Annotated in this window: 25 protein-coding genes; 6 read left to right on the top strand and 19 right to left on the bottom strand. The window is 38.6% G+C overall.

Features of this window, described 5'->3' with window-relative positions:
- Positions 1–40 precede the first annotated feature (40 nt).
- Complete coding sequence (locus AB3I72_RS06010; RefSeq protein WP_368023701.1) at positions 41–592, bottom strand: DNA-3-methyladenine glycosylase I; 552 nt, start codon at positions 590–592, stop codon at positions 41–43.
- A 76-nt stretch (positions 593–668) separates the two neighbouring features.
- Positions 669–1,445 (bottom strand): peptidase C39 family protein, encoded by a 777-nt coding sequence (locus AB3I72_RS06005; protein ID WP_002372856.1) that lies wholly within the window; start codon positions 1,443–1,445, stop codon positions 669–671.
- A gap of 216 nt (positions 1,446–1,661) precedes the next feature.
- Between AB3I72_RS06005 and AB3I72_RS06000 the strand changes: the two genes are divergently transcribed.
- Positions 1,662–2,024, top strand: a complete 363-nt coding sequence (locus tag AB3I72_RS06000; RefSeq protein WP_368023700.1) for a hypothetical protein — start codon at positions 1,662–1,664, stop codon at positions 2,022–2,024.
- A gap of 72 nt (positions 2,025–2,096) precedes the next feature.
- Here the strand turns inward: AB3I72_RS06000 and AB3I72_RS05995 are convergent, their stop codons facing one another.
- The 4 genes from AB3I72_RS05995 to AB3I72_RS05980 all read right to left on the bottom strand — a co-directional run bounded on the left by AB3I72_RS05995 (position 2,097) and on the right by AB3I72_RS05980 (position 5,582).
- The gene (locus tag AB3I72_RS05995; protein ID WP_368023699.1) at positions 2,097–3,233 is read right to left on the bottom strand and encodes a hypothetical protein; all 1,137 of its coding nucleotides are present in this window, start codon (positions 3,231–3,233) and stop codon (positions 2,097–2,099) included.
- Between the two features lie 94 nt (positions 3,234–3,327).
- Complete coding sequence (gene thiT, locus AB3I72_RS05990) at positions 3,328–3,903, bottom strand: energy-coupled thiamine transporter ThiT (RefSeq protein WP_002354998.1); 576 nt, start codon at positions 3,901–3,903, stop codon at positions 3,328–3,330.
- Between the two features lie 163 nt (positions 3,904–4,066).
- Positions 4,067–4,720, bottom strand: coding sequence for a PepSY domain-containing protein (locus tag AB3I72_RS05985; RefSeq protein WP_368023697.1), 654 nt, complete (start codon positions 4,718–4,720; stop codon positions 4,067–4,069).
- Between the two features lie 76 nt (positions 4,721–4,796).
- On the bottom strand, positions 4,797–5,582 hold the full coding sequence (locus tag AB3I72_RS05980; protein WP_002354996.1) for a hypothetical protein: 786 nt from the start codon (positions 5,580–5,582) through the stop codon (positions 4,797–4,799).
- Positions 5,583–5,815: 233 nt separating this feature from the next.
- Here AB3I72_RS05980 and AB3I72_RS05975 point away from each other — a divergent pair, with 233 nt between their 5' ends.
- A complete protein-coding gene (locus AB3I72_RS05975; RefSeq protein WP_002354994.1) occupies positions 5,816–6,550 on the top strand; it encodes a class A sortase in 735 nt (244 codons plus the stop codon).
- Positions 6,551–6,597: 47 nt separating this feature from the next.
- Here AB3I72_RS05975 and AB3I72_RS05970 read toward each other — a convergent pair whose 3' ends face one another.
- From AB3I72_RS05970 to rpsO, 8 genes are all read right to left on the bottom strand, one after another.
- Positions 6,598–6,828 carry a hypothetical protein gene (locus tag AB3I72_RS05970; protein WP_368023695.1) on the bottom strand — a complete coding sequence of 77 codons (231 nt, stop codon included), beginning with the start codon at positions 6,826–6,828 and terminating at the stop codon, positions 6,598–6,600.
- Positions 6,829–6,916: 88 nt separating this feature from the next.
- Positions 6,917–7,387, bottom strand: coding sequence for a low molecular weight protein-tyrosine-phosphatase (locus AB3I72_RS05965; protein WP_002368415.1), 471 nt, complete (start codon positions 7,385–7,387; stop codon positions 6,917–6,919).
- Between the two features lie 40 nt (positions 7,388–7,427).
- Positions 7,428–7,997, bottom strand: a complete 570-nt coding sequence (locus AB3I72_RS05960) for a TetR/AcrR family transcriptional regulator (protein WP_002354991.1) — start codon at positions 7,995–7,997, stop codon at positions 7,428–7,430.
- A gap of 177 nt (positions 7,998–8,174) precedes the next feature.
- The gene (locus AB3I72_RS05955) at positions 8,175–9,593 is read right to left on the bottom strand and encodes a CHAP domain-containing protein (RefSeq protein ID WP_368023705.1); all 1,419 of its coding nucleotides are present in this window, start codon (positions 9,591–9,593) and stop codon (positions 8,175–8,177) included.
- 331 nt (positions 9,594–9,924) lie between these two features.
- Positions 9,925–10,434: a rod shape-determining protein MreD gene (gene mreD / locus AB3I72_RS05950; RefSeq protein WP_002354987.1), complete on the bottom strand. Its 510-nt coding sequence runs from the start codon at positions 10,432–10,434 to the stop codon at positions 9,925–9,927.
- On the bottom strand, positions 10,431–11,291 hold the full coding sequence (gene mreC / locus AB3I72_RS05945; RefSeq protein WP_002395649.1) for a rod shape-determining protein MreC: 861 nt from the start codon (positions 11,289–11,291) through the stop codon (positions 10,431–10,433). The genes mreD and mreC overlap by 4 nt, the downstream gene beginning before the upstream one ends.
- Before the next feature lie 181 nt (positions 11,292–11,472).
- Entirely contained in the window at positions 11,473–13,587 is a 2,115-nt protein-coding gene (pnp, locus tag AB3I72_RS05940; RefSeq protein ID WP_061100895.1) for a polyribonucleotide nucleotidyltransferase, read from the bottom strand.
- 186 nt (positions 13,588–13,773) lie between these two features.
- A complete protein-coding gene (gene rpsO, locus AB3I72_RS05935; RefSeq protein ID WP_002354983.1) occupies positions 13,774–14,043 on the bottom strand; it encodes a 30S ribosomal protein S15 in 270 nt (89 codons plus the stop codon).
- A gap of 279 nt (positions 14,044–14,322) precedes the next feature.
- Between rpsO and def the strand changes: the two genes are divergently transcribed.
- Complete coding sequence (gene def, locus AB3I72_RS05930) at positions 14,323–14,886, top strand: peptide deformylase (protein WP_002354981.1); 564 nt, start codon at positions 14,323–14,325, stop codon at positions 14,884–14,886.
- Between the two features lie 46 nt (positions 14,887–14,932).
- Here the strand turns inward: def and AB3I72_RS05925 are convergent, their stop codons facing one another.
- From AB3I72_RS05925 to AB3I72_RS05915, 3 genes are all read right to left on the bottom strand, one after another.
- Entirely contained in the window at positions 14,933–15,709 is a 777-nt protein-coding gene (locus tag AB3I72_RS05925) for an HAD family hydrolase (protein WP_002361040.1), read from the bottom strand.
- 9 nt (positions 15,710–15,718) lie between these two features.
- Positions 15,719–16,372 (bottom strand): DNA alkylation repair protein, encoded by a 654-nt coding sequence (locus AB3I72_RS05920; RefSeq protein ID WP_002354978.1) that lies wholly within the window; start codon positions 16,370–16,372, stop codon positions 15,719–15,721.
- Positions 16,373–16,444: 72 nt separating this feature from the next.
- Positions 16,445–17,248 (bottom strand): formate/nitrite transporter family protein, encoded by an 804-nt coding sequence (locus AB3I72_RS05915; RefSeq protein WP_002365340.1) that lies wholly within the window; start codon positions 17,246–17,248, stop codon positions 16,445–16,447.
- Positions 17,249–17,571: 323 nt separating this feature from the next.
- Here AB3I72_RS05915 and rpsD point away from each other — a divergent pair, with 323 nt between their 5' ends.
- The 3 genes from rpsD (at position 17,572) to lepB (ending at position 19,489) form a co-directional block, all read left to right on the top strand.
- Positions 17,572–18,183, top strand: a complete 612-nt coding sequence (rpsD, locus tag AB3I72_RS05910) for a 30S ribosomal protein S4 (RefSeq protein WP_002365342.1) — start codon at positions 17,572–17,574, stop codon at positions 18,181–18,183.
- 159 nt (positions 18,184–18,342) lie between these two features.
- Positions 18,343–18,891: a biotin transporter BioY gene (locus tag AB3I72_RS05905; protein WP_002354975.1), complete on the top strand. Its 549-nt coding sequence runs from the start codon at positions 18,343–18,345 to the stop codon at positions 18,889–18,891.
- A 61-nt stretch (positions 18,892–18,952) separates the two neighbouring features.
- Positions 18,953–19,489, top strand: coding sequence for a signal peptidase I (lepB, locus tag AB3I72_RS05900; RefSeq protein WP_010707024.1), 537 nt, complete (start codon positions 18,953–18,955; stop codon positions 19,487–19,489).
- A 68-nt stretch (positions 19,490–19,557) separates the two neighbouring features.
- Here lepB and AB3I72_RS05895 read toward each other — a convergent pair whose 3' ends face one another.
- Together AB3I72_RS05895 and AB3I72_RS05890 are read right to left on the bottom strand one after the other, a co-directional pair.
- Entirely contained in the window at positions 19,558–24,255 is a 4,698-nt protein-coding gene (locus AB3I72_RS05895) for a WxL domain-containing protein (RefSeq protein WP_368023693.1), read from the bottom strand.
- Positions 24,236–24,613 (bottom strand): LPXTG cell wall anchor domain-containing protein, encoded by a 378-nt coding sequence (locus AB3I72_RS05890; protein WP_061100894.1) that lies wholly within the window; start codon positions 24,611–24,613, stop codon positions 24,236–24,238. Before AB3I72_RS05890 ends, AB3I72_RS05895 begins: the two co-directional genes overlap by 20 nt.
- Positions 24,614–24,882: the final 269 nt, after the last annotated feature.

Genomic DNA, 24,882 nt, shown 5'->3' with positions numbered 1-24,882 from the left:
AAACGAATTGCTAGTTCCTTCCTTTTTAATTCTTTTATACTTATTTATACTGACACGTTTCTAAATGATCATTCACCAATCCCGCCGCCTGTAAAAAGGAATAGACTGTCGTGGCACCTAAAAATTTAAATCCTCGTTTTTTTAACGCTCGACTAATCTGTTGCGATAATTCCGTGGAGGCTGGAACCTCTTCTGGCCGCTGCCAGTGATTAACGATTGGTTGTTGATCGACAAAGTTCCAGAGGTAGCGATCAAAGGACCCAAATTCTGCCTGAACTTCTTGAAAAACTTGCGCATTCGTGATGGTCGCTTGAATTTTTAAACGATGACGAATCACACCAGGATTTGCTAGTAAAGCTAAAATTTTTTCCTCATCATATCGCGCAATTTTCCGATAATCAAACGCATCATAAGCTGCCCTGAGCGTTTCTCGTTTATTCAAAATAATCGCCCAGCTTAAGCCCGCTTGCATACTTTCCAAGGTCAATAACTCAAATAACTGTTGTTCTTCATGAATTGGACGTCCCCATTCATCATCATGATAGGCTTGCATCTCTTCCGTTGTATTCGTTGCCCAAGTACATCGCTCCATTGTCCTGCCTCCTTTTATTTGCTAAAAAAGATGCGAACAAAGGGTACTGCCTTTTGTTCCACACCTTTTCTTATTCCTAATAAAATGCCCAGAAGTTTAACGCTTCATTCATCACTTCTTCGGCTGTAAATGTCCGTTTTGAATGGCCCTTTTCTTCTGAATCGTTTGGATCATTAATCCAGAAATCGCCTTTTTCATCCACACCACTCATCACCATAATGTGACCAGTTGTAGTGAAATAGCCCGGTTTTACAGAAATAATGACTGGATGACCTTCCTTCAAGAAAGCTGCCACTGTTTCAATATCCCCAATTTCTTGACAGTTATAGCCTTTCATTTCAGCATATGCACTAAAAATAGACCACGCCGTTCCTTGCCCTTCCATAAAGAAGTCATTTTTTGCCCAAGCTAACACATCTAGAGGAGTAACTTCTTGGTGATCCATGTATGAACCAACCATTGCAAGCGACACAATCGCACAGCCATTAATTTCGATTGTATTCGGCTTATCCACGTTGCCAAATCCGTACGCGGTGTCTTTCCATTTAGCATCTGTCTGCAATTCTAACGGCAAATCCAGATGTCCATCATATTGCTTCTTTTCAATTTCTTGATTGACCTGTTGTCCATAGCTTAAAGGTTTGACTTTTTTCTCAATTTTAACTGGTGCTGGTTCTTTTGTTTTACTTGATTCAGCACTAGCTTTAACATATGAATCATCAAACCAACTTGAAAACCCACCTGATTTCATCGGCGAAAACTGCGCTAACAATCCGCCAAAGCCAAACGATACCAACAACACCGTGAGAACTTTTTTTTGGTAACCTGATGGTTTTTTTGACATACTATTCATCCTTTTCTATCTATTGACTACATCCGATAATCTTATGTATTTCTTATATGCTCACACATTATACTACTTTCTTTTTCGAAAAACAGAAACGTTGGTAAATTCTCATAATTATTGAAGGCGAACATATTTTCTTGAATTTTATCACAAAATTAGGTAAAATACAGGTAATTAGTCATTTGAGTTTTATTCTATTTTATTCGTAAAGGAGGCAGAAGAATGGGTCAACATAAAGCTACCATCAAGAGCATTTCTAAACTGATTACGCTCTCTTCCCAACATTTCTTTTCGGCATTTTTAGAAGATTCTCAAGATCAAAAGAATAAAGAAAAGGAACGCAGTGCGCTTTTACAAGAGCTCCAAGTCGCTGCCGCCCAAAAATCCTTAGTGGTCTTACAATTGAAAGAAGTCCCTACAGCGCATAAATTCGAAACGGTGATCGGCTGGATTGTCTCAAAAAATATTTCGGACAATATCGTCGTTCGTTTACAAACGGATGAACAACAGTTGCGCATGATTCCTGTTGCTTCTGTCATGAAAGTCAGCACGTTAGCCAATCGTCACCAACGTCAAATTCACTAGAATATTGAAGTCTTTATAAAATAAATGGAAACCACCAACCCTGGTGATTGCGGGTTGGTGGTTTCTTTTATTTTAGGGATGCGCCAAAGCAACCTCAATTAAACGATTTTCTGTTTGTAAAAGATCAAACAGTGTGCCAATTCTTTCTAATTGTTCCAAGTCTATTTGATAAAGTTTCACTCTTGGTTTGGTTAGCCAGGAGCCTTGTGTAAGCTTCATTCGTTCCTTGATTAACACGCCTTGCTCATAGAGCGTTTTTATCTCTAATTCAGAAACTTGGTCTGTCAAAGAGGCCAAGCGACCATGGCGAGCCAATTCTGGTAAAAAAGTAGTTCCTTCTTTTTGAGGTAACGCCTTTAATAATTGTTGATTAATCTCCCAAGCTTCTTTCAGGAATTTAGCTTTTTTTGATAACTCATCGTAGTAAAACAAATCAATTTTAACGAGATCGTACCATTCCTCTTCCTCTAATTCCTTAGTTTGTTGTTCCTCGAAGTGTACCCAACTACTTGCGAACAACCCTTTTTCTAATCTCAATAGCTCTTGTTCTGCTTTTTCTTTCGCTACTTTCATGCGCGCTTTAGCTGTTTTTTCTTGTCGTAAGCTTTCTTGTAGAAATCGAATTTGCTGCTCTTCTTTTGTTTTTATTTCAGATTGGCTGCCCACTTGCTGGGGTAAACTTGCCTGTTGATAATATGTACCCGTTACGGATGCTTGTTCTATTTGTCGTTCGTTATTTAGCCACTCGTTAACAATTTCTACCAATGATTGCGTGGTTGGATAATTCATTTGTTGTAAGCTTGCTTCGAGGTTGCAAGGTTGTGCTGCATTGGAACAGATTGGTATAAATTCACAAAAATAACAATTTTCTGTGTCGCTTGTTTCGGCTTGCCCCTTTGTCCAGATAAAGAGAGGAAACAGGTGTTGCAACTTTTCTAGCAAAATCTTCGGGTCTAAGGTCAGTCCTAAACAACGGATGCTTAAATAACTTTTGCTAGCTGATTGCTGTAACAGCTTTTCTGGCATTATTGTTCTTTCGTCCAGTCTAGCAAATGACTGTTTTTGTTGCCATTGCTCAACCAGCTCCTGCTCACTTAACGGACCGAAAATGGTTACTCTTTTTGCCACATGTGGCAAAGCCTTCGGATAAAAAGAGACTTCTAACAATTCACTCAGTGAAACCACCGCCTTTTTTCTTTTTTTATTCATATTATACAGTACTCGACAATGAAATAGCTAGTTGCTTTAAAAAGAAAAAAGTCCTAAGTCAGAAGTAAAGGAACCTTCTGACTTAGGACTCAACTTATTTCTTAGGAACAAATAATTGCGGTGCTACTTTTGCCAATAAGCCTAGAACTAGACTTACATACAAACAATTGACGACAGTACTTGTACCGTTTAGAACAAAGGAATAGAGATATGGGCTCATCCCTTCTGGTGCATACATGCCCCAAACCAATACACCCGCCCAAAAATGCCAAAACCAGCGGGCGAAGACTGCGACAACACTTCCTAAAATAATCGTACGAATGGCTGATTTTAAACGATTCGCTTGAAAATACAGTTGAATTTTTCTAGCGAATACGCCACCCATTCCTCCAAACGCAAAAGCAAAGGGATATTCAAAAATAATCTGTGGAACGGACAAGAAATTTTTCATGGCTGTGCCGAGAATAATATTTAACATGCCCCAAACAAAGCCTGCTGCAACTCCGGGAAGCAACCCACGACGAAACGAATAAAGAACTAATGGGACCATTCCCAACGATAGGTCCAAGCCACTATTGGCAAATTCAATCGGTAAAAAAGAGAGGGCCATTGCCATTGCTGCGACGACTGTTCCTTCTACCCAAATACGTAAATCCATTTTTCTAGCCAAACAAATTTCCTCCTATGTTCTGACGCTCTCAACCACTAATACATCGTTATTTTACCATAGGGACTTTAGAAAAACACGTTTGTCGAACAAGCAAAAAAATAGCTGGACCAACGTTTAAGGGAATCAGCTCCTACTCAAACGCATGCCAGCTACTGTTTATCCATTAATCGTCCCGCTCAGTTGTCAAAATTTTACCAGAATGAGCATCGATTTTTACCTCTATTTTTTGTTGGCCCTCTTTCACTTTCACTTCCCAATAAGTGATTCCTAATTCTTTCTCTAACTTCCAATCTGTTGCTTGGCCGACTTTTGCTGCTTTTTCAGCCAAGGTTGTAGCTTGTTCTCTGGAAATGATCTTTGTTAAATCAAGTGCCTCTTCTTGCATTTTAACGCCATTTTGTTCATCGGCATCCAAGGTTTCGACTTTTTCTTTTGTGAATTCGCCAGTCTCTGCGTTCACTTCAACTTGATATTCTTTTTGCTGATCCACGCCTTCTATTTCATAAAAATAACGGCCAAAATCTGTATCTAACTGCAGACTTGTTATTTTAGCTTCTGGATATTTTTTCTCAAATGCTGTCGTTACTTTTTCTAAAGAGACAGCTACCGCACTTGTCTTCTCTGATGTCGTCGTTGCTTCTTGTTGTACGGATGAACTTGTTTCAGTAGTTGATATTACTGTTTCTTTTTGTTCATTTGTTGGTGAAACAGTAGTAGGCGTTTTGGGTGTACAGCCAGCTACCAAAAAGAGTGCCAAGCCAGTCAGAGCACCATAGAGTATTTTTTTCATTAAACAACCTTCTTTCCTTTTTATCATTTTATTATATTTGATTTCTCATCCAAATCATAGCTACAAAAAGAGCCCTACTTTAGTTGATAAAGTTAGAGCTCTCTCAGCCTTCATGGGCTAACATAAAAATTTCACCGAAATCATTCTCTTGTTCAATGTGCCAAATGCGTTTTTCACTATTATAGACAAGCGTTGCCAAAATTTCTTCTTTTTGGTATGACGTATTTTTCATCTTGCTAAGTGAATCTTCCACCAAGTAAATAGGAATCCGATATTCTTCTTTATCCACTTCCGTTTGTTGGAAGCAAAAAATAACACCTTCTTGCAAGATACCTTTCATATTTTTAAGTAATTCAGGACTTAATTTTTCGACAGGCGTATTTCGTTTAAAGAAGGCCTTTTTCTGATTCACTTTCTCTAAAACAACACGTGTAATTTTATCAGCAAAGATTCGATAAAATTCATCAATATAACGATAATAGACACGCGTCATCTGATCTGCAAATTCAAAAAAGACAAAATCATTTTGTAGCTTATAAAAGAAAGGCGAATGCAAACTATTCTTCATGTGTCCAAAATAAAGAAGTTCCGAAATTTCTAATGGCGTTAGCTCTTTTAGCATCGTCACATCGGAAAAGTCAATCCATTTAATTTCTTCAGTCATCCAACGACGTTGTAGCGATTGAAAATAGCGATTGACGCTTTCTTCTCCGCGAATAATTTTCAAGCCTGAATGCATATCGTATTCGCCAGCTTCGGCAGAAGGATCTAATAATAGTAAGTTCTGTGGATGATGCACAATTGAACGAACAAAATCGGAATGGGTAATTCCTTTAGATAAAACCGCGTTGCTGGTTACATCTATATGTACATAAATTAAATCAAGCAAATTCCCATCTCCCCTCTACTAGCCTCCTTACCATTTTACAATATTTTCAAAAGAAAAGCTTGTTTCTTTTACTTTAAAATTCCATTACAAAATGAGGATTTTTTTGAAAAATCAATCGATTCAGTTGTTTTTTATTAAATCAAGGTCCGGTCTGCTTACCTATTCCCCGAAGAAAATAAATAGGTTTTTCAAATAAATTGTGGTAAACTTGATACATTAAAAGGAGGGAGAATATGCGCCCAAAAGAGAAAAAAAGAGGAAAAAATTGGTTAATCAACAGCTTATTAGTTTTACTATTTATCATTGGCTTGGCCTTAATTTTTAACAATCAGATACGCAGTTGGGTGGTTCAACAAAATAGCCGCTCGTACGCCGTTAGCAAGCTGAAACCAGCCGATGTGAAAAAAAACATGGCTCGTGAAACAACGTTTGACTTTGATTCAGTTGAGTCCTTGAGCACAGAAGCGGTGATGAAAGCCCAATTTGAAAACAAAAACTTACCTGTGATTGGTGCCATTGCGATACCAAGTGTCGAAATTAATTTGCCTATTTTTAAAGGATTGTCAAATGTCGCTTTATTAACTGGTGCGGGAACCATGAAAGAAGATCAAGTCATGGGGAAAAACAATTATGCCTTGGCTAGTCATCGAACGGAAGATGGCGTTTCCTTATTTTCACCTTTAGAAAGAACCAAAAAAGACGAACTCATTTATATCACTGATTTATCTACTGTTTATACATACAAAATAACTTCTGTAGAAAAAATCGAACCAACTCGTGTTGAGTTAATTGATGACGTTCCTGGTCAAAATATGATTACCTTAATTACCTGTGGCGATTTACAAGCAACGACGCGAATTGCTGTTCAAGGAACATTGGCAGCAACGACGCCTATTAAAGACGCCAACGACGATATGTTGAAGGCTTTCCAATTGGAGCAAAAAACCTTAGCCGATTGGGTGGCTTAATAAAAAAATCCTTGAAAAGTTTTGACACTTTTCAAGGATTTTTTGCTTTATTTCATCACTTGGCGTTCTTGCTGTTTCAAACGAGCAAAACCATAACGAATACCTGCAAATAATAAAACTAACGGAGATAAGAAAACAGAGATCATTAACCATTCACTTGTATACATACTACTAAAAGATAAATGATACGTGACAGCATACACTAGCGGCAGACTCATTATCAACAATAAATAATACAAACTTAATTCAAAAACATAGGATATATAACTACTGTTCATCTTACTTCCCTCCTGTCTCTTTTTCCCTGAACAATTTGTTAGCACTATTGTACCAAGGGGAAACAGAAAGTACTATCGGACTATAGTCCTAATCTTTCAGCTGTGCTTTTATTTTTTTCAACCATTCTGAGGTACCTGCTTCCACTAAGCGGTAAGTTTCCTCAAAATCACCAGTATAATAAGGATCAGGTACGTCCATGGTTTCTTTACCAGCCACAACTTCCATAAATAAATGAATCCGCGGTTGCTCTTCTTGAGGAGCTAATGCTTTTAAATCTGCCACATTATTCGCATCCATCCCAATGATATAATCATATTTTTTAAAATCACTTGGCTGGATTTGTGTTGCCCGCATTCCTTGATAGGAAATTCCTTGTTGCTCCAAAATTTTTCTGGTTCCCTTATGTGGCTGACTGCCAACTTCCCAGTGACTAGTAGCTGCTGAAAATACTTGAATAGTCGATTCTAAACCAGCTTGTTGGACTTTCTGACGAAAAATCGCTTCTGCCATTGGCGAGCGACAAATATTGCCTAAACAAACAAATAACACAGTTACCACAACGTTTCACTCCTTCATAAAACTTTTTATCCTTCACACATTACTCATTGGCTTCTTGTTCATACAAATGATAAGCCATAAATTCTGTATCTTTCGCTAAACGGAATAATTGCGTCGCCATTTCCAAAGGAGTCTGAGGATATTCCTCAAGAATCCATTTCGTTAAGACGCCGCTACATCCATAAGAAAAGAAATTCGCATAAAATTGTTTGTCTTTATCTGTTAAATGATTCTCAACATCGACTTGTTCAAATAATGATATAAATAAGCGATTGGTCGAAGCGGAAAAAACATTAAGAAGAACTTCTGAATCTGAGGTCACCGTTGTATAGTAGAAATGGCTCTTCTCTTTAATCGCTTTTAATAACTTCAGGGCTTGTTCCTCCCAGTTTTCTAAACAAATATCTGTTTCTAAGTAAATCAATGCATCATGACGATAAATCCAACGTAATAAATCATATTTATCTGTAAAGTGATAATAAAATGTTTGGCGATTCAAGCCCACTTTTTTGGTAATATCTTGGACACTTATTTTACGAAAATCCTTTTGTTCACATAATTCTATTAAAGCTGAAGCGATTGCTTGTTTTGTATCGTGCGTTCCGCTCATGCTGATTCCTCCGCTCATAATATGTATATACCTCTATAATTGCAAAAAAACGGCCAGATTACAATATTTTCAGATACATTTTATGCATATATTTAAAATTAAATGAATAAAAAAAGCGGCAACTAACGATTTTTGTTAGTTACCACTCCTTGTTATCAATTATTAATAGATGACTATTTAGCCTGGAAAACGCCATACAACAGCGCGGAATCCTGCTGGTGGTGCTGGTGACCAGTTAGAGTTAGAAGAAACATAACCAGAACCTCCTGGGTTGTTCGCTTCAACGATTTGAACACTTCCACCACTTACACCTGTAACTAAGACAGTATGCACGCCACCAATCCAGCTATCTGGACTATAGGCACTTTCATATTGAACAACATCGCCTGGTTGCACGTTACTCCAGCTAACTTGTGTTGCGCCAGAAGCAACATAGCCACTGTTTGGACCACCATAACCGAAGTTAATACCGCCTGCCGCTAACCAGCGACGAACGGATACTAAACATTCGCCTGGCTGATTCCAACCTGTTGCATAAGAATTACCAACATCTGCTAAAGCTGCATTAATTGCGGCTTGTTTTCCTGAAGTCACGCCACCATTCCCTGGTTTTGCTTCATTACCTTTTTCAGGAGTCGTTGGGTTAGTTACAGGAACTTCTTTTTCTTTTTCAGGTGCTGCTGCAGGTGTTGTTACAACACTTTCTGTTTCAGTACTTGAAGTTGTTGTTTCTTGCGTTGTGGTACTTTCAGTAGTTGTTGATGATTCTACTACTGGTGTTGCGGCTTTTTCTTCAGCGGCGGATGCTGCTGCCTCATTGGCTGCTTTTGTTGCTTTCGCTTGCTCTGCTGCCGCTTTTTGTGCTGCGGCTTGTGCTTGCGCTGCCGCTTGTTCTTCTGCTTTTTTAACAGCTGCACGTTGGCGTGCTTGTTCTTCTGCTAAACGTTTTTCCGCTTCTTTTTTCTGTTTAATGAAGCCGTCTTTTTTCCCTTGTTCTTCAGAACGTTGTGCTTCTAAATCATTTTTAGCCACTTCTTGTTGAATCTTCAATGTTTTTAATGATTCTGTTTTGTCATTTAATTCTTTTGTTGCTGCTTCTAATTCAGCAATTTGTTTTTCAACATTCTTTGTTTTCTTTTCAACAGTCGCTTTGTCTTCTTTTTGTTGTTCTAGTAATTCATTGTTGGCACTCATCATTGTTGAGACCGCTTGAACGCGACCAATTGCATCTGCTACTGAATCTGCATCTAAGACAGCATCAATAATTGAATCACTTTGACCATTCACTTGGACATCGCGTGCTTGTTTTGTCATTTGTACTTCACGTTTTTGAATACGGACATTCAAATCAGAAATTTCACTATATAATTTAGATACTTCTGATGATAGCTTGTTCTTTTTAGCTGTTAATGTATCGATTTGTTTGGCCGTTTCAACCATATCATTTTCAATCGCGGCAACTTTTGCTTCTGCATCTGACATTTGGCTAGTTAACGCATTAATTTTTTGATCTTGTTGTTGAATCTTTGTATCGTATTCATCTGCAAATGCTGCGGATGGCAACGCTACGCTTGTTAATGTAATGGAACATACCATTAGAGCCGATAATACACTTTTCTTCAATCTGTTGTCCTCCGAAAATCCTTTTTTGTTAAGCTTTTTTATTATTTATTAAAATTTGAATAAATTTCTCTTTTTCAACGATAGAGCAATTGTAGCATAGCTGTATGTCACTGAGATAATATGGATGTTACAGTAATATTTCAATTTTCTTCTTGTAAATGACAAAAAAAAGCTTCACTTTTTTCACAACTTTCTTCAAAACTTCAGGATAGCCTTCTCATTGTTTTGTTATTTTAAAAAAATAAAAAAAGCGAAAAATGCTAACAAATGAGCATTTTTCGCAAACGAACAAAATTTTCAATTTTTATTTTACGGAAAACAGTTTTTTCAGCGGATAAGATAAAATAACATACCACACCATGTTCAATAGCAATGTAGGGCCCAACACACGCGTAATAAATAAAATCGGGCTGACATCCGCTAAATGAAAGGCCACTTGAATCAGTACCGCAATCAGTTCATACAACGTGGTAAAAATAACGATCCCAAAAAAACCAGTTAGTAAATTTGTTTGAATTACTTCTTTAAATGTATACATCAACATAACCGAAAGCGTCAGTGCGACTGTATAAATCCCGATAATGCCAATGTAGTAGCTATCGCAAATAAAGCCTAAAATTAACGAAGTAATTAATAAATAACGTTTAGAAAAATTAGGAACGGCAAACATAAACGCAAGTAACAGCAGATGAGAACTGGCGAAGTAAACATTACTTGTCCACGTTTCAAAAGACTTTGTTAAATGAGCGTCAATTAACATTAAGAAAAACAAGAGAATAGGTGTGACGTATTTTAAATACTCTTTCCGAATCATTCGCTTTCCCCTGCCGATCTTTTCACGACCGTCACAACGGAGATACCATAGACATCCGCATAAGGTTTCACATACACTTCACGATCTAAACCAAAACTATCTGGTTTCACTTTAATAACTGTCCCTACCGCTAAATCGGCTGGTGAATTACCTCCTAAGCCAGAAGTCTGAACGACATCGCCTTCTTTCAGAGTGGCATCGCCAGTTAATTGTGACACAATTAATGCATTCGTCTTATTGTCGTAATTTTTAAGTAAACCAAACGATTCGCCATTTGCGGAAGTTACTCGCACAGGGAAATGGTTCGAGTTAACATTTTTAGACGTTAGTAGTTCCACTTTTGCAGTCGTTGCATTGACTTCAATGACACGCCCCACTAACCCTTTTTGCGCCATGACCGCCATGCCCGCTTCAATGCCGTCATTGGTTCCTTTATCGATAATTAATAAGTCTTGCCAAGTATCAGGCGAACGCGTAATGACATTCGCAGTTACTTTTTCATAAGTGGCCAACGTTTCGTTCAGATTCAATTCTTGTTTTAAACTATCAATTTCACGTTTATAGTTATTGTTTTGGACAGCTAATTCATTATAGCTATCAATTTTTTCTTTTAGACGTTCGTTTTCTTTAAACGTGTTAATTAAATTGCCCATTGAAGACAAGCCGTTTTCCACCACACGAGCTGGAAAAGAAATCACACGATCCACCATACTAACGCTATTGTTGACGCCACCTTGAACGACATTGGTTTTGCCTTTTTCAGAACGTTGCGCAGCAGTTAAACTAATAATGGTTACTAAAATAATGACTAAAATTAAGGTAATGATTATATTTTTATTTGGATTAAATTTTTTCACAAAGACACCCCAGATATTCTTCAGACTGATAGTATTAATTTTACCACTAATTGACTATAAACAAAAGAGTTGGCGATCGTCTTTAGCTTTTTTTATCATTTCTTTTTTAGGGCTTGTTTTCAACGAAAAAACCAACGAAAAGAAAGGAAACTTCCTTGGTTTTCGTTGGTTTAAAAAGAAATTATTTTTCTTTGTTTTCTTCGTTTAATAATGCTTTTCTTGAAACGTTGACACGGCCTTGTTTGTCAATTTCAGTTACTTTGACAAGGACTTCGTCGCCTAATTTCACGACATCTTCAACGTTGTTCACACGTTCGTTTGCTAATTGAGAAATATGGATCAAGCCATCTTTGCCTTTAATTAGGTTAACAAACGCACCAAATTTTTCAATGCGGACAACTTTTGCTAAGTAAACTTGACCGACTTCAACTTCTTTGGTTAATTCTTCAATAATCTTGATGGCTTTTTTAATCATTTCAGCATCTGATGAAGCAATACTTACGTTACCGTCTTGATCGATATCAATCTTAACACCAGTTTCATCAATGATGCTGTTGATTGTTTCGCCACCTTTACCAATGACATCTTTAATTTTCGCTGGTTTAATTTGAATCATTTCAATTTTCGGTGCATATTGACTTAATTCTTCACGAGGAGCAGCAATCGTTGTTGTTAATTCTTCTAGAATTTCCATCCGTGCTTTCTTCGCTTGGTCTAATGCTTCCGTTAAAATTTGTTCTGTAATTCCTTGGATTTTGATATCCATTTGTAAAGCAGTGATTCCGTCTTTCGTTCCCGCTACTTTAAAGTCCATATCGCCAAGGTGATCTTCTAAGCCTTGAATATCTGTTAAGATTGTATAGTTTTCACCATCACTAACAAGACCCATTGCAATACCTGCAACTGGCGCTTTAATTGGCACACCCGCATCCATTAATGCTAATGTTCCCGCGCAAATACTTGCTTGTGAAGAAGAACCATTTGATTCTAACACTTCTGCCACTAAGCGGATTGTGTAAGGGAAGTCTTCTTCTGATGGAATAATTTGTGCTAAGGCACGTTCACCTAACGCACCGTGACCGATTTCACGACGACCTGGTGAGCCCGCGCGTCCTGTTGAACCAACAGAGAATTGTGGGAAGTTATAATGATGGATGAAACGTTTGCTATCTTGGACACCCAACCCATCGATAATTTGATGTTCCCCTAAAGGCGCTAATGTACAAACGGATAAAGCTTGTGTTTGACCCCGAGTAAATAAGCCAGAACCATGCACACGTGGTAAAATACTTACTTCTGATGATAAATGACGAATTTCGTCTAATTTACGGCCATCCGGGCGAATCTTATCAATCGTGATTAACTCACGTACGACATCTTTTTCAAGATCTTCCGCAATTTGTTTCACTTCTTTTAGTAATTGTGCTTCTTCTTCGTGTTCCGCAAATTTTTCAGCGTAAACTTCTTTGACTATATCTTTTACTTTGTCAATTTCAACTTCACGTGCTAATTTTTCTTCCGTCATTACGGCTGTTTTCATTGTATTATAGTACGCATCAAAAATTTCTTTTTTAAGATCAGCGTCCACTTGTAATAAGTCCACGTCCATTTTTGGTTTACCTACAGCGGCAACGATTTCTTCTTGGAACGCTACTAGTTCTTTAATGGCATCAAAACCGAAAAGTAAGGCACCTAACATATCTTCTTCTGATACTTCTTTAGCACCACTTTCAACCATGTTGATGGCTTCTTTTGTTCCAGCAACAGTTAATTCAATATCTGTTTGTTCTGCTTGTTCTACCGTTGGGTTTAAGACATATTCGCCATTAATACGGCCAACGTCAACACCAGCAATTGGTCCATCAAACGGAATATCTGAAATTGCTAACGCTAAGGAAGACCCAAACATTGCAGCCATTTCTGGTGTACAATCTTGATCCACACTCATAACGATGTTCGTGATTTGGACTTCGTTACGGAAGCCTTCTGAGAACATTGGACGAATAGGACGGTCGATTAAACGAGCGGTTAATGTCGCACGTTCACTTGGACGACCTTCACGTTTAATGAAGCCGCCAGGAATTTTTCCTACCGCATACATTTTTTCTTCATAGTTTACAGTTAATGGGAAAAAGTCTACATCTTTTGCTTCTTTAGAGGCAACAGCAGCACTTAAAACGACCGTATCGCCGTAACGTACTAAGACAGCTCCATTGGCTTGTTTGGCTAATTGGCCGATTTCTACTTCTAGTGGGCGGCCGCCCCAAGTTGTTTTAAAGACTTGTTTTTCTGTCATAATTCTTCTCCTTTACTCTTGCTCTTTGGAAAAGTCAGACGGCTACTAAACAAATGAAAAAGTAACAAGTCGTTGTTGCTCTTTCATTTGGTTAGTAGTTCCTAAAAACTTTCCAAAGAGGACCTTCAATAGTGACAATAAGATAAAAAGCGAGATTCTGATTGAACCTCGCTTTATACGTAATGATTAACGACGTAATCCTAAACGTTGGATCAATTCGCGGTAACGTTGGATGTCAGTTTTACGTAAGTAAGCTAACAAGTTACGACGGTGACCGATTTTTTTCATTAAACCACGGTAAGAATGGTGATCTTTTTTGTGTGTACGCGCATGTTCGTTCAATTGGTTAATGTCTTCAGTTAAGACAGCAATTTGTACTTCTGGAGAACCAGTATCTCCTTCATGACGTGCGTATTCTTTAATGATTTCGTTTTTTCTTTCTTGTGAAATTGCCATTTGTTCCACCTCTTTCTCTATTATTCGTCTGATCACTGAGTGAAGCGTTGGTGACTCGCTAAACCAAGTGATAGATGGTGTGTTTCCACACAAGCTTACTTTACAGGAAACACCGCTAAAATGCAAGCTTAATCTCTATTATTCGATAGTTTTTTTAAACAATCTAGCCCCTTTTTTGGTGATTTTGTGATACACTAAATGGTGGTAAACAACTGATTATTTCAGCGCATGAATAAATAAAAGAAGAATTTTTTTATGTTTCAAAGGAGGAACCATTGAATGATTACAATGAAAGATATTATTCGTGAAGGGAATCCCACACTTCGTGCTGTGGCAGAAGAAGTGCCTGTCCCTATCACTGAGGAAGACCGACAATTAGGTGAAGACATGTTGACTTTCTTAAAAAATAGTCAAGATCCAGTCAAAGCTGAAGAATTACAATTACGTGGTGGCGTTGGTTTAGCTGCACCACAATTAGATATTTCTAAACGGATTATTGCTGTCCATGTTCCTAGTAACGACCCAGAAAACGAAACGCCTTCATTAAGTACGGTGATGTACAACCCTAAAATTTTGAGCCATTCTGTGCAAGATGTATGTCTAGGTGAAGGGGAAGGCTGTTTATCTGTCGATCGGGATGTGCCTGGGTATGTCGTTCGCCATAACAAAATTACCGTCAGTTATTTTGACATGGCTGGCGAAAAACACAAAGTTCGTTTAAAAAACTACGAAGCGATTGTGGTTCAACATGAAATTGATCATATTAATGGCATTATGTTCTACGATCATATTAACAAAGAAAATCCATTTGCTTTAAAAGAGGGCGTTTTAGTCATCGAATAAAGAAAAAAACTGCGCCGTTTGTCTGAAAACAAACGGCGCAGTTTTTTTAAATGGCCTTCATTTCTTTTAAGGCTTTCCAAATGCCATCATTATCATTGGTATCTGTGACCATCGTGGCCACTTTTTGAATGGAAGGACTCGCATTGCCCATTGCGACGCCAATCCCTGCATGGCTTAGCATTTCTCGGTCATTTTCGCCGTCCCCAAAGGCAATGATATTTTTTGCATCAATGCCCACACGTTTGGCTAAATACGTTAACGTAGCTGATTTTGAGCCATCTTTAGGCACAACATCTACGCTATGTTGATGCCAGCGAATAAAGCGGAATTCTGGGTATTCTTCTTCAAACGTACACTGATCTTCTGCGTCATAAAAAGCCAGCGCTTGGTAAATATCATTTTGACGATAAAAGTGTTCATCATAAGCAGGTGAATGAAAATGAAAAGAGTTCATCGCAATTTCCATTTTTTCAGCACGGTGCTGGTTGCTCTTCTTAATATCATCTAAGCCCACACAAGCAAACCCTAAGCCGCGTTGATCACTATCTTGTGCCAAACGTTCCAACGCTTCAGCATGCAATAAATTTTGATAATATTGCTCATGATCCACAAAAGCCGCGGCGCCATTACATAATACGTAATTGGTAAAATCTAAATCCCAAATCACCTCTTGCGCCATATAACGACTTCTGCCAGTTGCCAGCGTAACTAAGTGTCCTTGCTCCCGCAATTTTGCTAGCGCTTCTCTCGTGCTATCCAATGCTTTCTTCTCCGAATTTAACAACGTCCCATCAATATCAAATGCAAAAAGTTTTCTTTCCATCATTTCTCCTTATTCGCTCGCTTTCGCTAAATATTTACTGCCTTCTCGTTGTGCTAAAGGACTCAACACTAATTCTTTCATCAATTCCTCGACCCATTGCGGATTCGTTTTACTATATTGGCGTAATGACCAGCCAATCGCTTTTTGAATGAAGAACTCCTCTGTAGTTCTATCATAAATAATCGCCTTTTTCAACAGGTCCTGATTGGTCTTTTCTTTCAACATCAACTGTAAATTCAGCGCAACACGCCGATTCCAGAAATTTTCAGCGCCATAAAAAAGGGCAAAAATCGTTGGCAATTCAGTCAGATGCAACGCCACCCACGACCCAAAAAATTTTCGCCAAGCATCCACACTATCCCACCACGCTTTTTGTGGAACATAGGCTTTAAACGCTACGACCTCTTCTAATGAAAATCTCCGAACATTTTGAAGAGCTAAATCAATAGCGACATACTGATATTCTCGTTCTGTTTTTTGATAATAAGCCTCAATCTCTTGGCATAATTTTTCCTTTGGCCACGTATGACTTTCTTTTAAAAGTTGTTTACTTAACGCTTGACGTTCTGGGGCGGGGATGCCTGCAAAAACAAATTGGTGTTTCATATAAGCAGACATTTTTGCTGCTGTTTCTGGGTTCTTCTGAAATTGAAGTGTGTCCATTCCTTCGCTCCTTATAATAAAAAAAACTATACTAAAACAGTGTACCATGTTTTAGTATAGTTGGTTGATCAATTAATCAAAATACGTTAAGTTTTTGTTGTCTTTATCTAACCAGGCATAGCCGAGACCCATAATTAAGCCACCACCGATAAAGTTACCGATAAAGGCCCAGAACAGATTATGAACAACATTACCAGCTGTGAAAGCTTCAATTGCGCCGTTTGAAGCAAAGTAAGCTAAACTGAAGGCTGGGAAGTTGGCAATCACGTGTTCAAAACCAAGGAACGCAAAGATAAAGATAATGAAAATAATGGCCGCGACTTTGCCGGCGTCATCTTTCATTCGCATACTCACTAATACGGCTGTATTAACTACAATATTGGCGAACATAGCTTCAACTAAAATCTGTAGGGTGGTTTTTTCTAATTTTCCAGCAATCGACGTAAAGAAGAAACTATCTTTTGGTAAATCTTGGAACGGCACCGTAAGTGATACCAAGAAACCAAATAAGACACCACCAATTAAATTGAATAAGATACAGGTAAATAAAATTTTTGCAGCTAAGGAAAAGTTGACTTTTTTACGATAGACACCAACAGTCATGTACAACATATTCGAGGTGCCAAGTTCGGCATTCATATATAAAATCATCACAAGTGACCAACTGAACATGAAGGCGTAAAGCATTTTCCCTAAACCATGAGAAATTCCTTCTCCTTTAATTGCGATTGCAAAAGCAACGGCTGTTCCCAACGTTAAAAATAGACAAGCAAGCATTGCACGAACAGCGTAGCGGGAAAAGCTGTTTGAGAATAAATTCACTTTCTTGTCGATGGATTTATCAATTTGTTCAAACAATGGTGAACCAGACTTCATTGTAAACTCCCTTTCATTCCGTTTTCAACTTATATTTTCAAAACATCTCTCCTTATTCTAATGAGGAAAAGTGTTTTTGTCTACCTTTTTTTCAGATTTCACTTTAAAACCTTGACGTTTCCTATCCTATTAAGTATACTAGATTTTGTGTAAAATAATTGCAGCAGAAGAATAATAACTCGTCAACAGTTCATTGCCAAACTTGGTTCAACTGCGTAACCGCGGCTGCAAAGGCGAAGGTTGAAGAATGAACTGAACGAATATGAATTTTTCATCTAATTATTTTACTCCAAAAAAACATTTATTTATTGGAGGAATTTTTAATGTCTCGTTATACTGGACCATCATGGAAAGTATCTCGTCGTCTAGGTATCTCTTTATCAGGTACTGGTAAAGAACTAGCTCGTCGCCCTTACAAACCAGGACAACACGGACCTAACAGCCGTGGTAAAGTTTCTGAATACGGAATGCAATTAACTGAAAAACAAAAATTACGTCATATGTATGGCATGAACGAACGTCAATTCCGTACGTTGTTCATTAAAGCAAGCAAAATCAAAGAAGGTAAACACGGTGTTAACTTCATGGTTTTACTAGAACAACGCTTAGATAACGTTGTTTACCGTTTAGGTCTTGCAACTACTCGTCGTCAAGCACGTCAATTAGTTAACCATGGCCACATCACTGTAGACGGCAAACGTGTTGATATTCCATCATACCACGTTGAAGTTGGTCAAGTGATCGGTGTTCGTGAAAAATCTCAAAACATCTCAACAATTAAAGAAGCAGTTGAAGCAACTGTTGGACGTCCAGCATTCGTAAGCTTTGACACTGAAAAATTAGAAGGTAGCTTCACTCGTTTACCAGAACGTGATGAACTTTACCCAGAAATCGACGAAGCACTTGTCGTTGAATACTACAACCAAAAACTTTAAGATTTCAAAAGGTCGAACTACGGTTCTTACCTTCTTTCAAAACCTTGCCTTTCTTGGCAAGGTTTTTTTCTTTGCCCTCTTTACAAAATGGTTTACTTCCGCTAAACTATTGTTAACCAAATAAAAATAATTGGTTAACAATAGAAAGTGAGGCTTCTTATGAATAAAGCATCGTTACGCTCCTTAATTTTAGCAGCAGAGTTCGCTGTGATTATTGCTGTACTTTCACAATTTACAATTCCATTGGGGATTGTCCCCTTAACTGGACAAACATTTGCCATCGGCTTAACCGCTACCGTTTTGGGCAAACGAACAGGGACCTACGCTATTTTAATTTATTTCTTATTAGGATTAATTGGTTTACCCGTTTACGCTGGGATGTCTAGCGGGTTCGGTGTACTCTTTGGACCAACTGGCGGCTATTTAATCGGCTTTATCTTTAACGGCTTATTAACTGGTTATATTTTAGAAAAAACAACCTTTAACTATACTTGGGCCATTATCGCAAATATTGCCGGCGCCTTAGTTACCTTAGTTTTCGGTATGATCTGGTTGAAATATTCCGCAAATCTACCGTGGCCAAACGCTTTCGCTGGCGGGTTTGCTCCGTTTATTATTCCTGGTATCATCAAGGCTGTCGCAGCTGCTTATGTTGGTATTTTAATTCGCCAACGCTTTATGAAACGTTTTTTAGCACACCTTTCTTAAGGGGAAAACTTTTTTCTTTTCCTTGTCTGTAGTACACTAAAAGGACAAAGGAGTGAAGTCCATGTCCTCATTATTAAAACGATTGGTTCAGTTGGTTTTGCTAGTCGGCGCTGTCTTGCTGATTCGACACTATGTGTTCTCCCCTGCTGCGGTGAACGGCTCTTCAATGGAACCAACACTTCATAACAACGACCGTTTATGGGTGACTTCGATTAAAAAGCCACAGCGCTTTGATATTATCGCTTTTCCTAGTCCTCGCAACGGCCAGCGAGTAGCCAAACGTTTAATTGGTTTACCTGGCGAAACAGTCGAGTATCGCGATGATACCCTTTATATTAATGGTGTATCACTCAGTGAAGATTACTTAGCAAGTGCTAAAAGAAATGTCTCTAAAAATGAAAATTATACCCAAGATTTTACGCTAGAGACCTTAGAAGCTACCCAATCCCTGACCGTTCCAGAAGGCATGTATTTTGTCTTGGGGGATAATCGCCCGCGCTCAGATGACAGTCGTTACTTTGGCTTTGTAAAACAAGCGAGCGTGGAAGGTGTTTTGACTTTTCGTTATTATCCGTTAGATAAAATTGGCTTTCCATAAAAATACTAAACCGCCCTCAAAAAGTCTAACTTTTTGAGGGCGGTTCAGCTTTTATTCACGTATTTTTGTTATGGTCCAGTGACTAAGTTCCATGTCACCGTCCCTTGATATTTCTCATTTATTTTCCCTTGATTAGCTGGGACGTCTAATTTCACGCTAGCAAAATCAAAATCTAATTGGTAGACATCATTACCTGTAAATTGGTTATTAAGAACTACTGGTGTAGATGTACCGTCACTCGTCAAAGTTAAAGCTTTCGTAACCCCCACTTTATTCGTTGATTCTGTGACTTGGTTATAGTTTTCGATTGCTGCAACATCCGCATTGCCTAATAATAAGCGCGTACTTGTTGGCAAACTATCGGTAGATGCTTTTAGCTGTGATAATTGTGCTGTCAACTGCCAATTTGGTTGGCTTTTCTTTATCCGCAAGTACGGATTACGTGTACCATTCCCATAATAATCGGCTGCTTTTTTCAGACCGTACTGTTTGGCACTACTGCTAATCGTAATTTTCCCAAAATCAAACGTTGGTGTACTAATGAAACCTTCTTCTACTGGCGCAGGCGTAATCGTTTGATCTTCGCCTTGAATACGCACAAAGTTACTAGCTGTCACTGCAGAAAAGTTCCCACTAGCTGTCATTTCTGCGGTTAAAAGTTGCCTTGGTTCCCCTGTGATTTTCGCTGTACCTACTGTCACTAAGGCTTCACCGTTCACCGGAATCTCTATATCCAAGTTAACCCCTGCTTGCCATTGTTCTGCCGTCACTGGAATAATTTTGTTTGGTGTACTACCAATGCGAACAGCTAATTGAGTCGGCGCCGAAATACCTGCCGCCCATTTGGCCGTTGGTGCTAGTTTAACATTGGTCAACGGAACTTCACTGGTGTTTTTTAGTCTAACTGTCCAAACCATAGACGCTTCATTGGGAATCACTTCTAGTAACCGACTAACAGTCATTTCTGCCGTTGGTTGGACCTCTTCATAGACTGCCGTCATGTCATCCTTGTCATCATAAGTCACGGCATAACTTGGCGTTTTCGTGGTTTTCAACGCTGTTTGGTCGGTGCCTTTGTACCAACCTTTGAACTGATACGCTTTGCCTCCGGCCGTGTACTTATCTGGTAAGGCGTTGGCACTCGTGTAGGTGAAGCTGTTGCTAGTCATTGGTGTTTGTTTGCCCTGCGTAAAGCCTGTTGGTGGCGTAATTTTAGCCCCCGTCGCATCGACAAAATTTTCAGTGACTTGTTTTCGTGTAATTTTATAGTTTATCGTTTGCTTGTAGTCACTAGTTCCATCAAAACCAAATAGTCTTGGTTTGGAATTTGCACTGGTTAAAAATAACAGATTAGGCAGGATGTCTCTTGTTAATCCTGACTGGCCCCACTTGGCCTTAACAGAAAAAGTATTGTTCGTTTCCTTGTTAAGCGTTGTTTCAAAACTATTTAAACTAGTCGTTGCTGCATCTGACAGAAGGTTGGTGCCAATGTCACTAATCGTATCGTAGTCGTACAACGTAATGGTTTTCGTTGTTGCTTCCACTTTGTCCACGTACTTCAATTCATTCGTAATACCAAAGTTATTTAACGCAAAACCTCTATTTAAAATACCTGTTGCTGGATCAGGTAAAAGCTCATAATTATTAGGAATCAAGACGTTTTGCTTGGTTTCTATCTTATAGCGATTAGCAACAGTTGCCTCTTTACTTCCCACCATTGGGTAAAGCGAACCCGTCGCTTCAAAGGGACTAGTAGCATTTTTTCTGAGAAATTCTGTATAGTTTCCAGAAAGCGTAAGTGGATTCGTGAATGCTTTGCCTTGTTCATCGACAAACTCCGCGTAGAAGCCAGGGTGAACAGTGGTTTCTTGCACTTCTTCATAGACCGCTGTCATGTCATCTTTGTTATCGTAAGTCACGGCGTAACTTGGTGTTTTCGTGGTTTTCAGGGCTGTTTTATCAGTACCTTTGTACCACCCTTTAAACTTGTAGTTTTTGTCCCCTACTGTGTAGGTGGCTGGCAAAGCTTTGGCACTGGTGTACGTGAAGTTCTCACTATCAATCACTACTTTGTTCCCTTGGGTAAAGCCTGTTGGCGGCGTGATTTTAGCGCCCGTGGCATCAACAAAGTTTTCGGTAACGCGGCGATTTTCTAACATATAATAGATTGGACTAATTTTTGAATACATTATATTAACAGGTACTGTTCCACCAGCCCATTTCGTATACCGTCTAAACGGGATTGGATATGGTGTATTAGGTGTTAATGAATTAGTATATAAATTTTTCATTCCATAGGTGTACGGTTGTAACTCTTTCAAAGCAAATGTTGCTTCGGTTACTGGTAAGTTTTCTTCACGCCCTGTAGAATTTTGAATCATTTGCGGAACTGGATAATTCAGATTTTTCCCATCACTTGGTGTCACCTTTTGATAATATTTAGGCAAGGTAAATTGAAGATTAACTGGACTATAAATAGTATCTTGCCCCGCTGTTTCGGCGGTTGGTTTTACCACTGAACGATCCTCAATTTTCATTTCTTTCAAGTTACCATTATCGCTAGCTTTAACAGACTTCTCAGTAAACGTTTCTTTTTTATCTTCATACGCCCACATATCATAAGTTAAACCAATTTTTGCGGGATCAATTAATTGACCTGACTCGCCAACAAAACCAAATTGATACGTATAGCCTGGTAATGTGACCATTGCCACTTCTTCGTAGACCGCTGTCATGTCGTCTTTGTCATCGTAAGTCACGGCATAACTTGGTGTTTTCGTAGTTTTCAAGGCGGTTTTGTCAGTCCCTTTGTACCAGCCTTTGAACTTGTAAGTTTTGCCGCCTGCTGTGTAGGTGTCTGGCAAGGCTTTGGCACTGGTGTATGTGAAGTTCTCACTATCAATCACTATTTTGTTGCCTTGGGTAAAGCCTGTTGGTGGCGTGATTTCAGCCCCCGTGGCGTCAACGAAGTTTTCGGTGACACGGCGGTTTTCTAGATAATAATAGATAGTACTATCATCTTTAGAAATCACTACAATCCCCTCCGCAGGTCTCATAAATGCCATCCCTAAAGCGGTAAATGTTGTTTTCGTTGGACTAACATTATATTGTGTTTCGCCCAATATGAACTGGGTAGGGTCTGTCAAAGCGAATAAATCTCGATATTTCGAATCATTAGGTAGCTCAGTCTCTAAAACATCGGTGATAAAATTCTTTCTGCGAATACTAGCCACCGGATAAACTTTGGCCGTTTTAGAATAATACGTTCCTGGGTTTTTCGCTAACGATTTATAGTACTTTGGAATCGTAAACACTGAGGTTTTTGCTCCATAAAAACTGAAACGTGTATCAGTCACGCCATAGAATATTTTCTCAGGAATCGTGTATTCTTTTACCATGCCATTATCTTTACCAGTAATTTCCCCGAAAATTTTTGGTGTTTCATCTGTTACGTATTCTTGAATTTTCCCTTTTAAAGAAATTTTACTTGGATTGACTAAATTTCCTTGCTCATCAACAAAACTAAATTTAAACGTTTGTGCTGGTAAAGTTGTCGTCTCACCTAAATCCTCGTAGACCGCTGTCATGTCGTCTTGGTCATCGTAAGTGACAGCGTAACTTGGTGTTTTCGTGGTTTTCAGGGCTGTTTTGTCAGTGCCTTTGTACCAGCCTTTGAACTTGTAGGTCTTGCCGTTAGCTTGGTAAGTATCTGGTAAGGATTTCGAACTAGTGTAGGTGAAGTTGTCAGTATCAACGACTTTTTGGTTCCCTTGTGTAAAACCTGTTGGCGGAGTTATCTTAGCTCCACTAACATCAACAAAGTTTTCAGTAACACGACGATTGGTCAGATAATAATACATAGTGTCCGTGGTTCCAAATAAACGCGTCTGAAAAGTATCTCCATCATAATATCCCGCAGAAAGTCCGCTACCATCAGCACTAGTTCTATACTCCTTATACGTATAAGACTGAGTATCTGGTAATAAATTAAAATATTCAGCAGAAACAACTCCAGTTAGCGCTCCAGTTGCCATATTATAACTTCTATTAACAGGAATTGGATAAGAAGAGCCTTTATAATAACTACTTGGTAAATAATCGATTTTTTCATATTTCTTAGGTATCGTTATTTTTATATTAGCTACTCCATAGAAAGTTCTAAGATATTCATTCGTTTCAACAGCACTATTATATTGAGTGGTATAACTTGGTATTGAAAACCTTTTACTATTTGAAACATTAGTAAAAATTAAATTTGTCCATCTCTTAGGGCCAACTACAATTGGAGTATTTGCGCCATTTGGTCTCGTAAGGCTATGAACTTGAGATTGGGCACTCATCGTAACCATTGAAGGATCAATAATCCCTCCTCCCTCATCAACAAAATAAATTTGAAAACTTCTTGCAGGAAAGCTTACCGTCGATAAAGCTCTCTGATTATCTACTTGAAAGACTGAACTGTAAGGGTTCATAGGTTCAGTAATAACTTGTTTATCTAAATTTTCTGCTTGTTTCTGTTCCTGCACCGCAGTTGCTTCTTCTTGTTTTTCCTCTTTTGCTTCGTTATTGCTTGGCTCTAATGTTTTTTCCTCCGGTCGTATGCTTTCTTGAGTTCTTTCTTCTGCACTCTCATTCGTACTTTCCGTTGTCGGACTACTTTCAATCGTCACGGTTTCCGCCACAGCTGTCACCCCCGTGAAGGAATTGACTAATAACGAACAACATAGTCCCAATGTTGCTAAGTGTTTAAACTTGATCTGTTTCATGCTGCCCCTTCTTTCTATGTACAATTCCGACAAGGCCAAGTACGATGAAGCCAAGTATGCTAAGATTGGCCTGACTCTTACTTCCTGTACGCGGTAGTTGTTTGTCGCCAGTGGTAGGGGTACCTTGACCGCCTACCACACCGGCTTGATTAGTTCTCGTCTGTCCCGATACTTGCCCCTTAGGAATTGGCGCGTCTGTTTTCGGTGAGGGCTCTTCTTTCGGAGCTACTTTCGGGGGTGCCTTTTTGTAAAATTCAATCCCCACCGAACTAGAACCACCTTCAGACGCTTCAGCATTTATAAAAAAACTAGGGGAAAATAGTAGGCACGCAAGTACTAAATAACGCTTTTTTTTCATTTAAAAACCTCCTTTAAATCAACAACAGCTTTGAGCTTTTATTTCCTCATGCTCAAAGAACCTTTTTTTATACCTCCATGATAACAAAGAAACAGCTTTTCAAAACACCATTATTTTCCATTTGACAATCCTATTTTTCACAAGTCTCTTATATAGCAAGCCTTTCCCGCTTCGTTATTTAAAGATATCCTTTGAAAATGATTGTCAAAACACGTTCATTCTTTAGAAAACGCCTTTAATTTCTTAAATTTTTGCTAGCCAAACACCAG

Source organism: Enterococcus sp. GC34 (assembly GCF_040886645.1).
Classification (GTDB): Bacteria; Bacillota; Bacilli; order Lactobacillales; family Enterococcaceae; genus Enterococcus; species Enterococcus faecalis.
The sequence above is the reverse complement of the archived record's forward strand: the minus strand, read 5'-3'. Positions and strand labels throughout refer to the sequence as shown.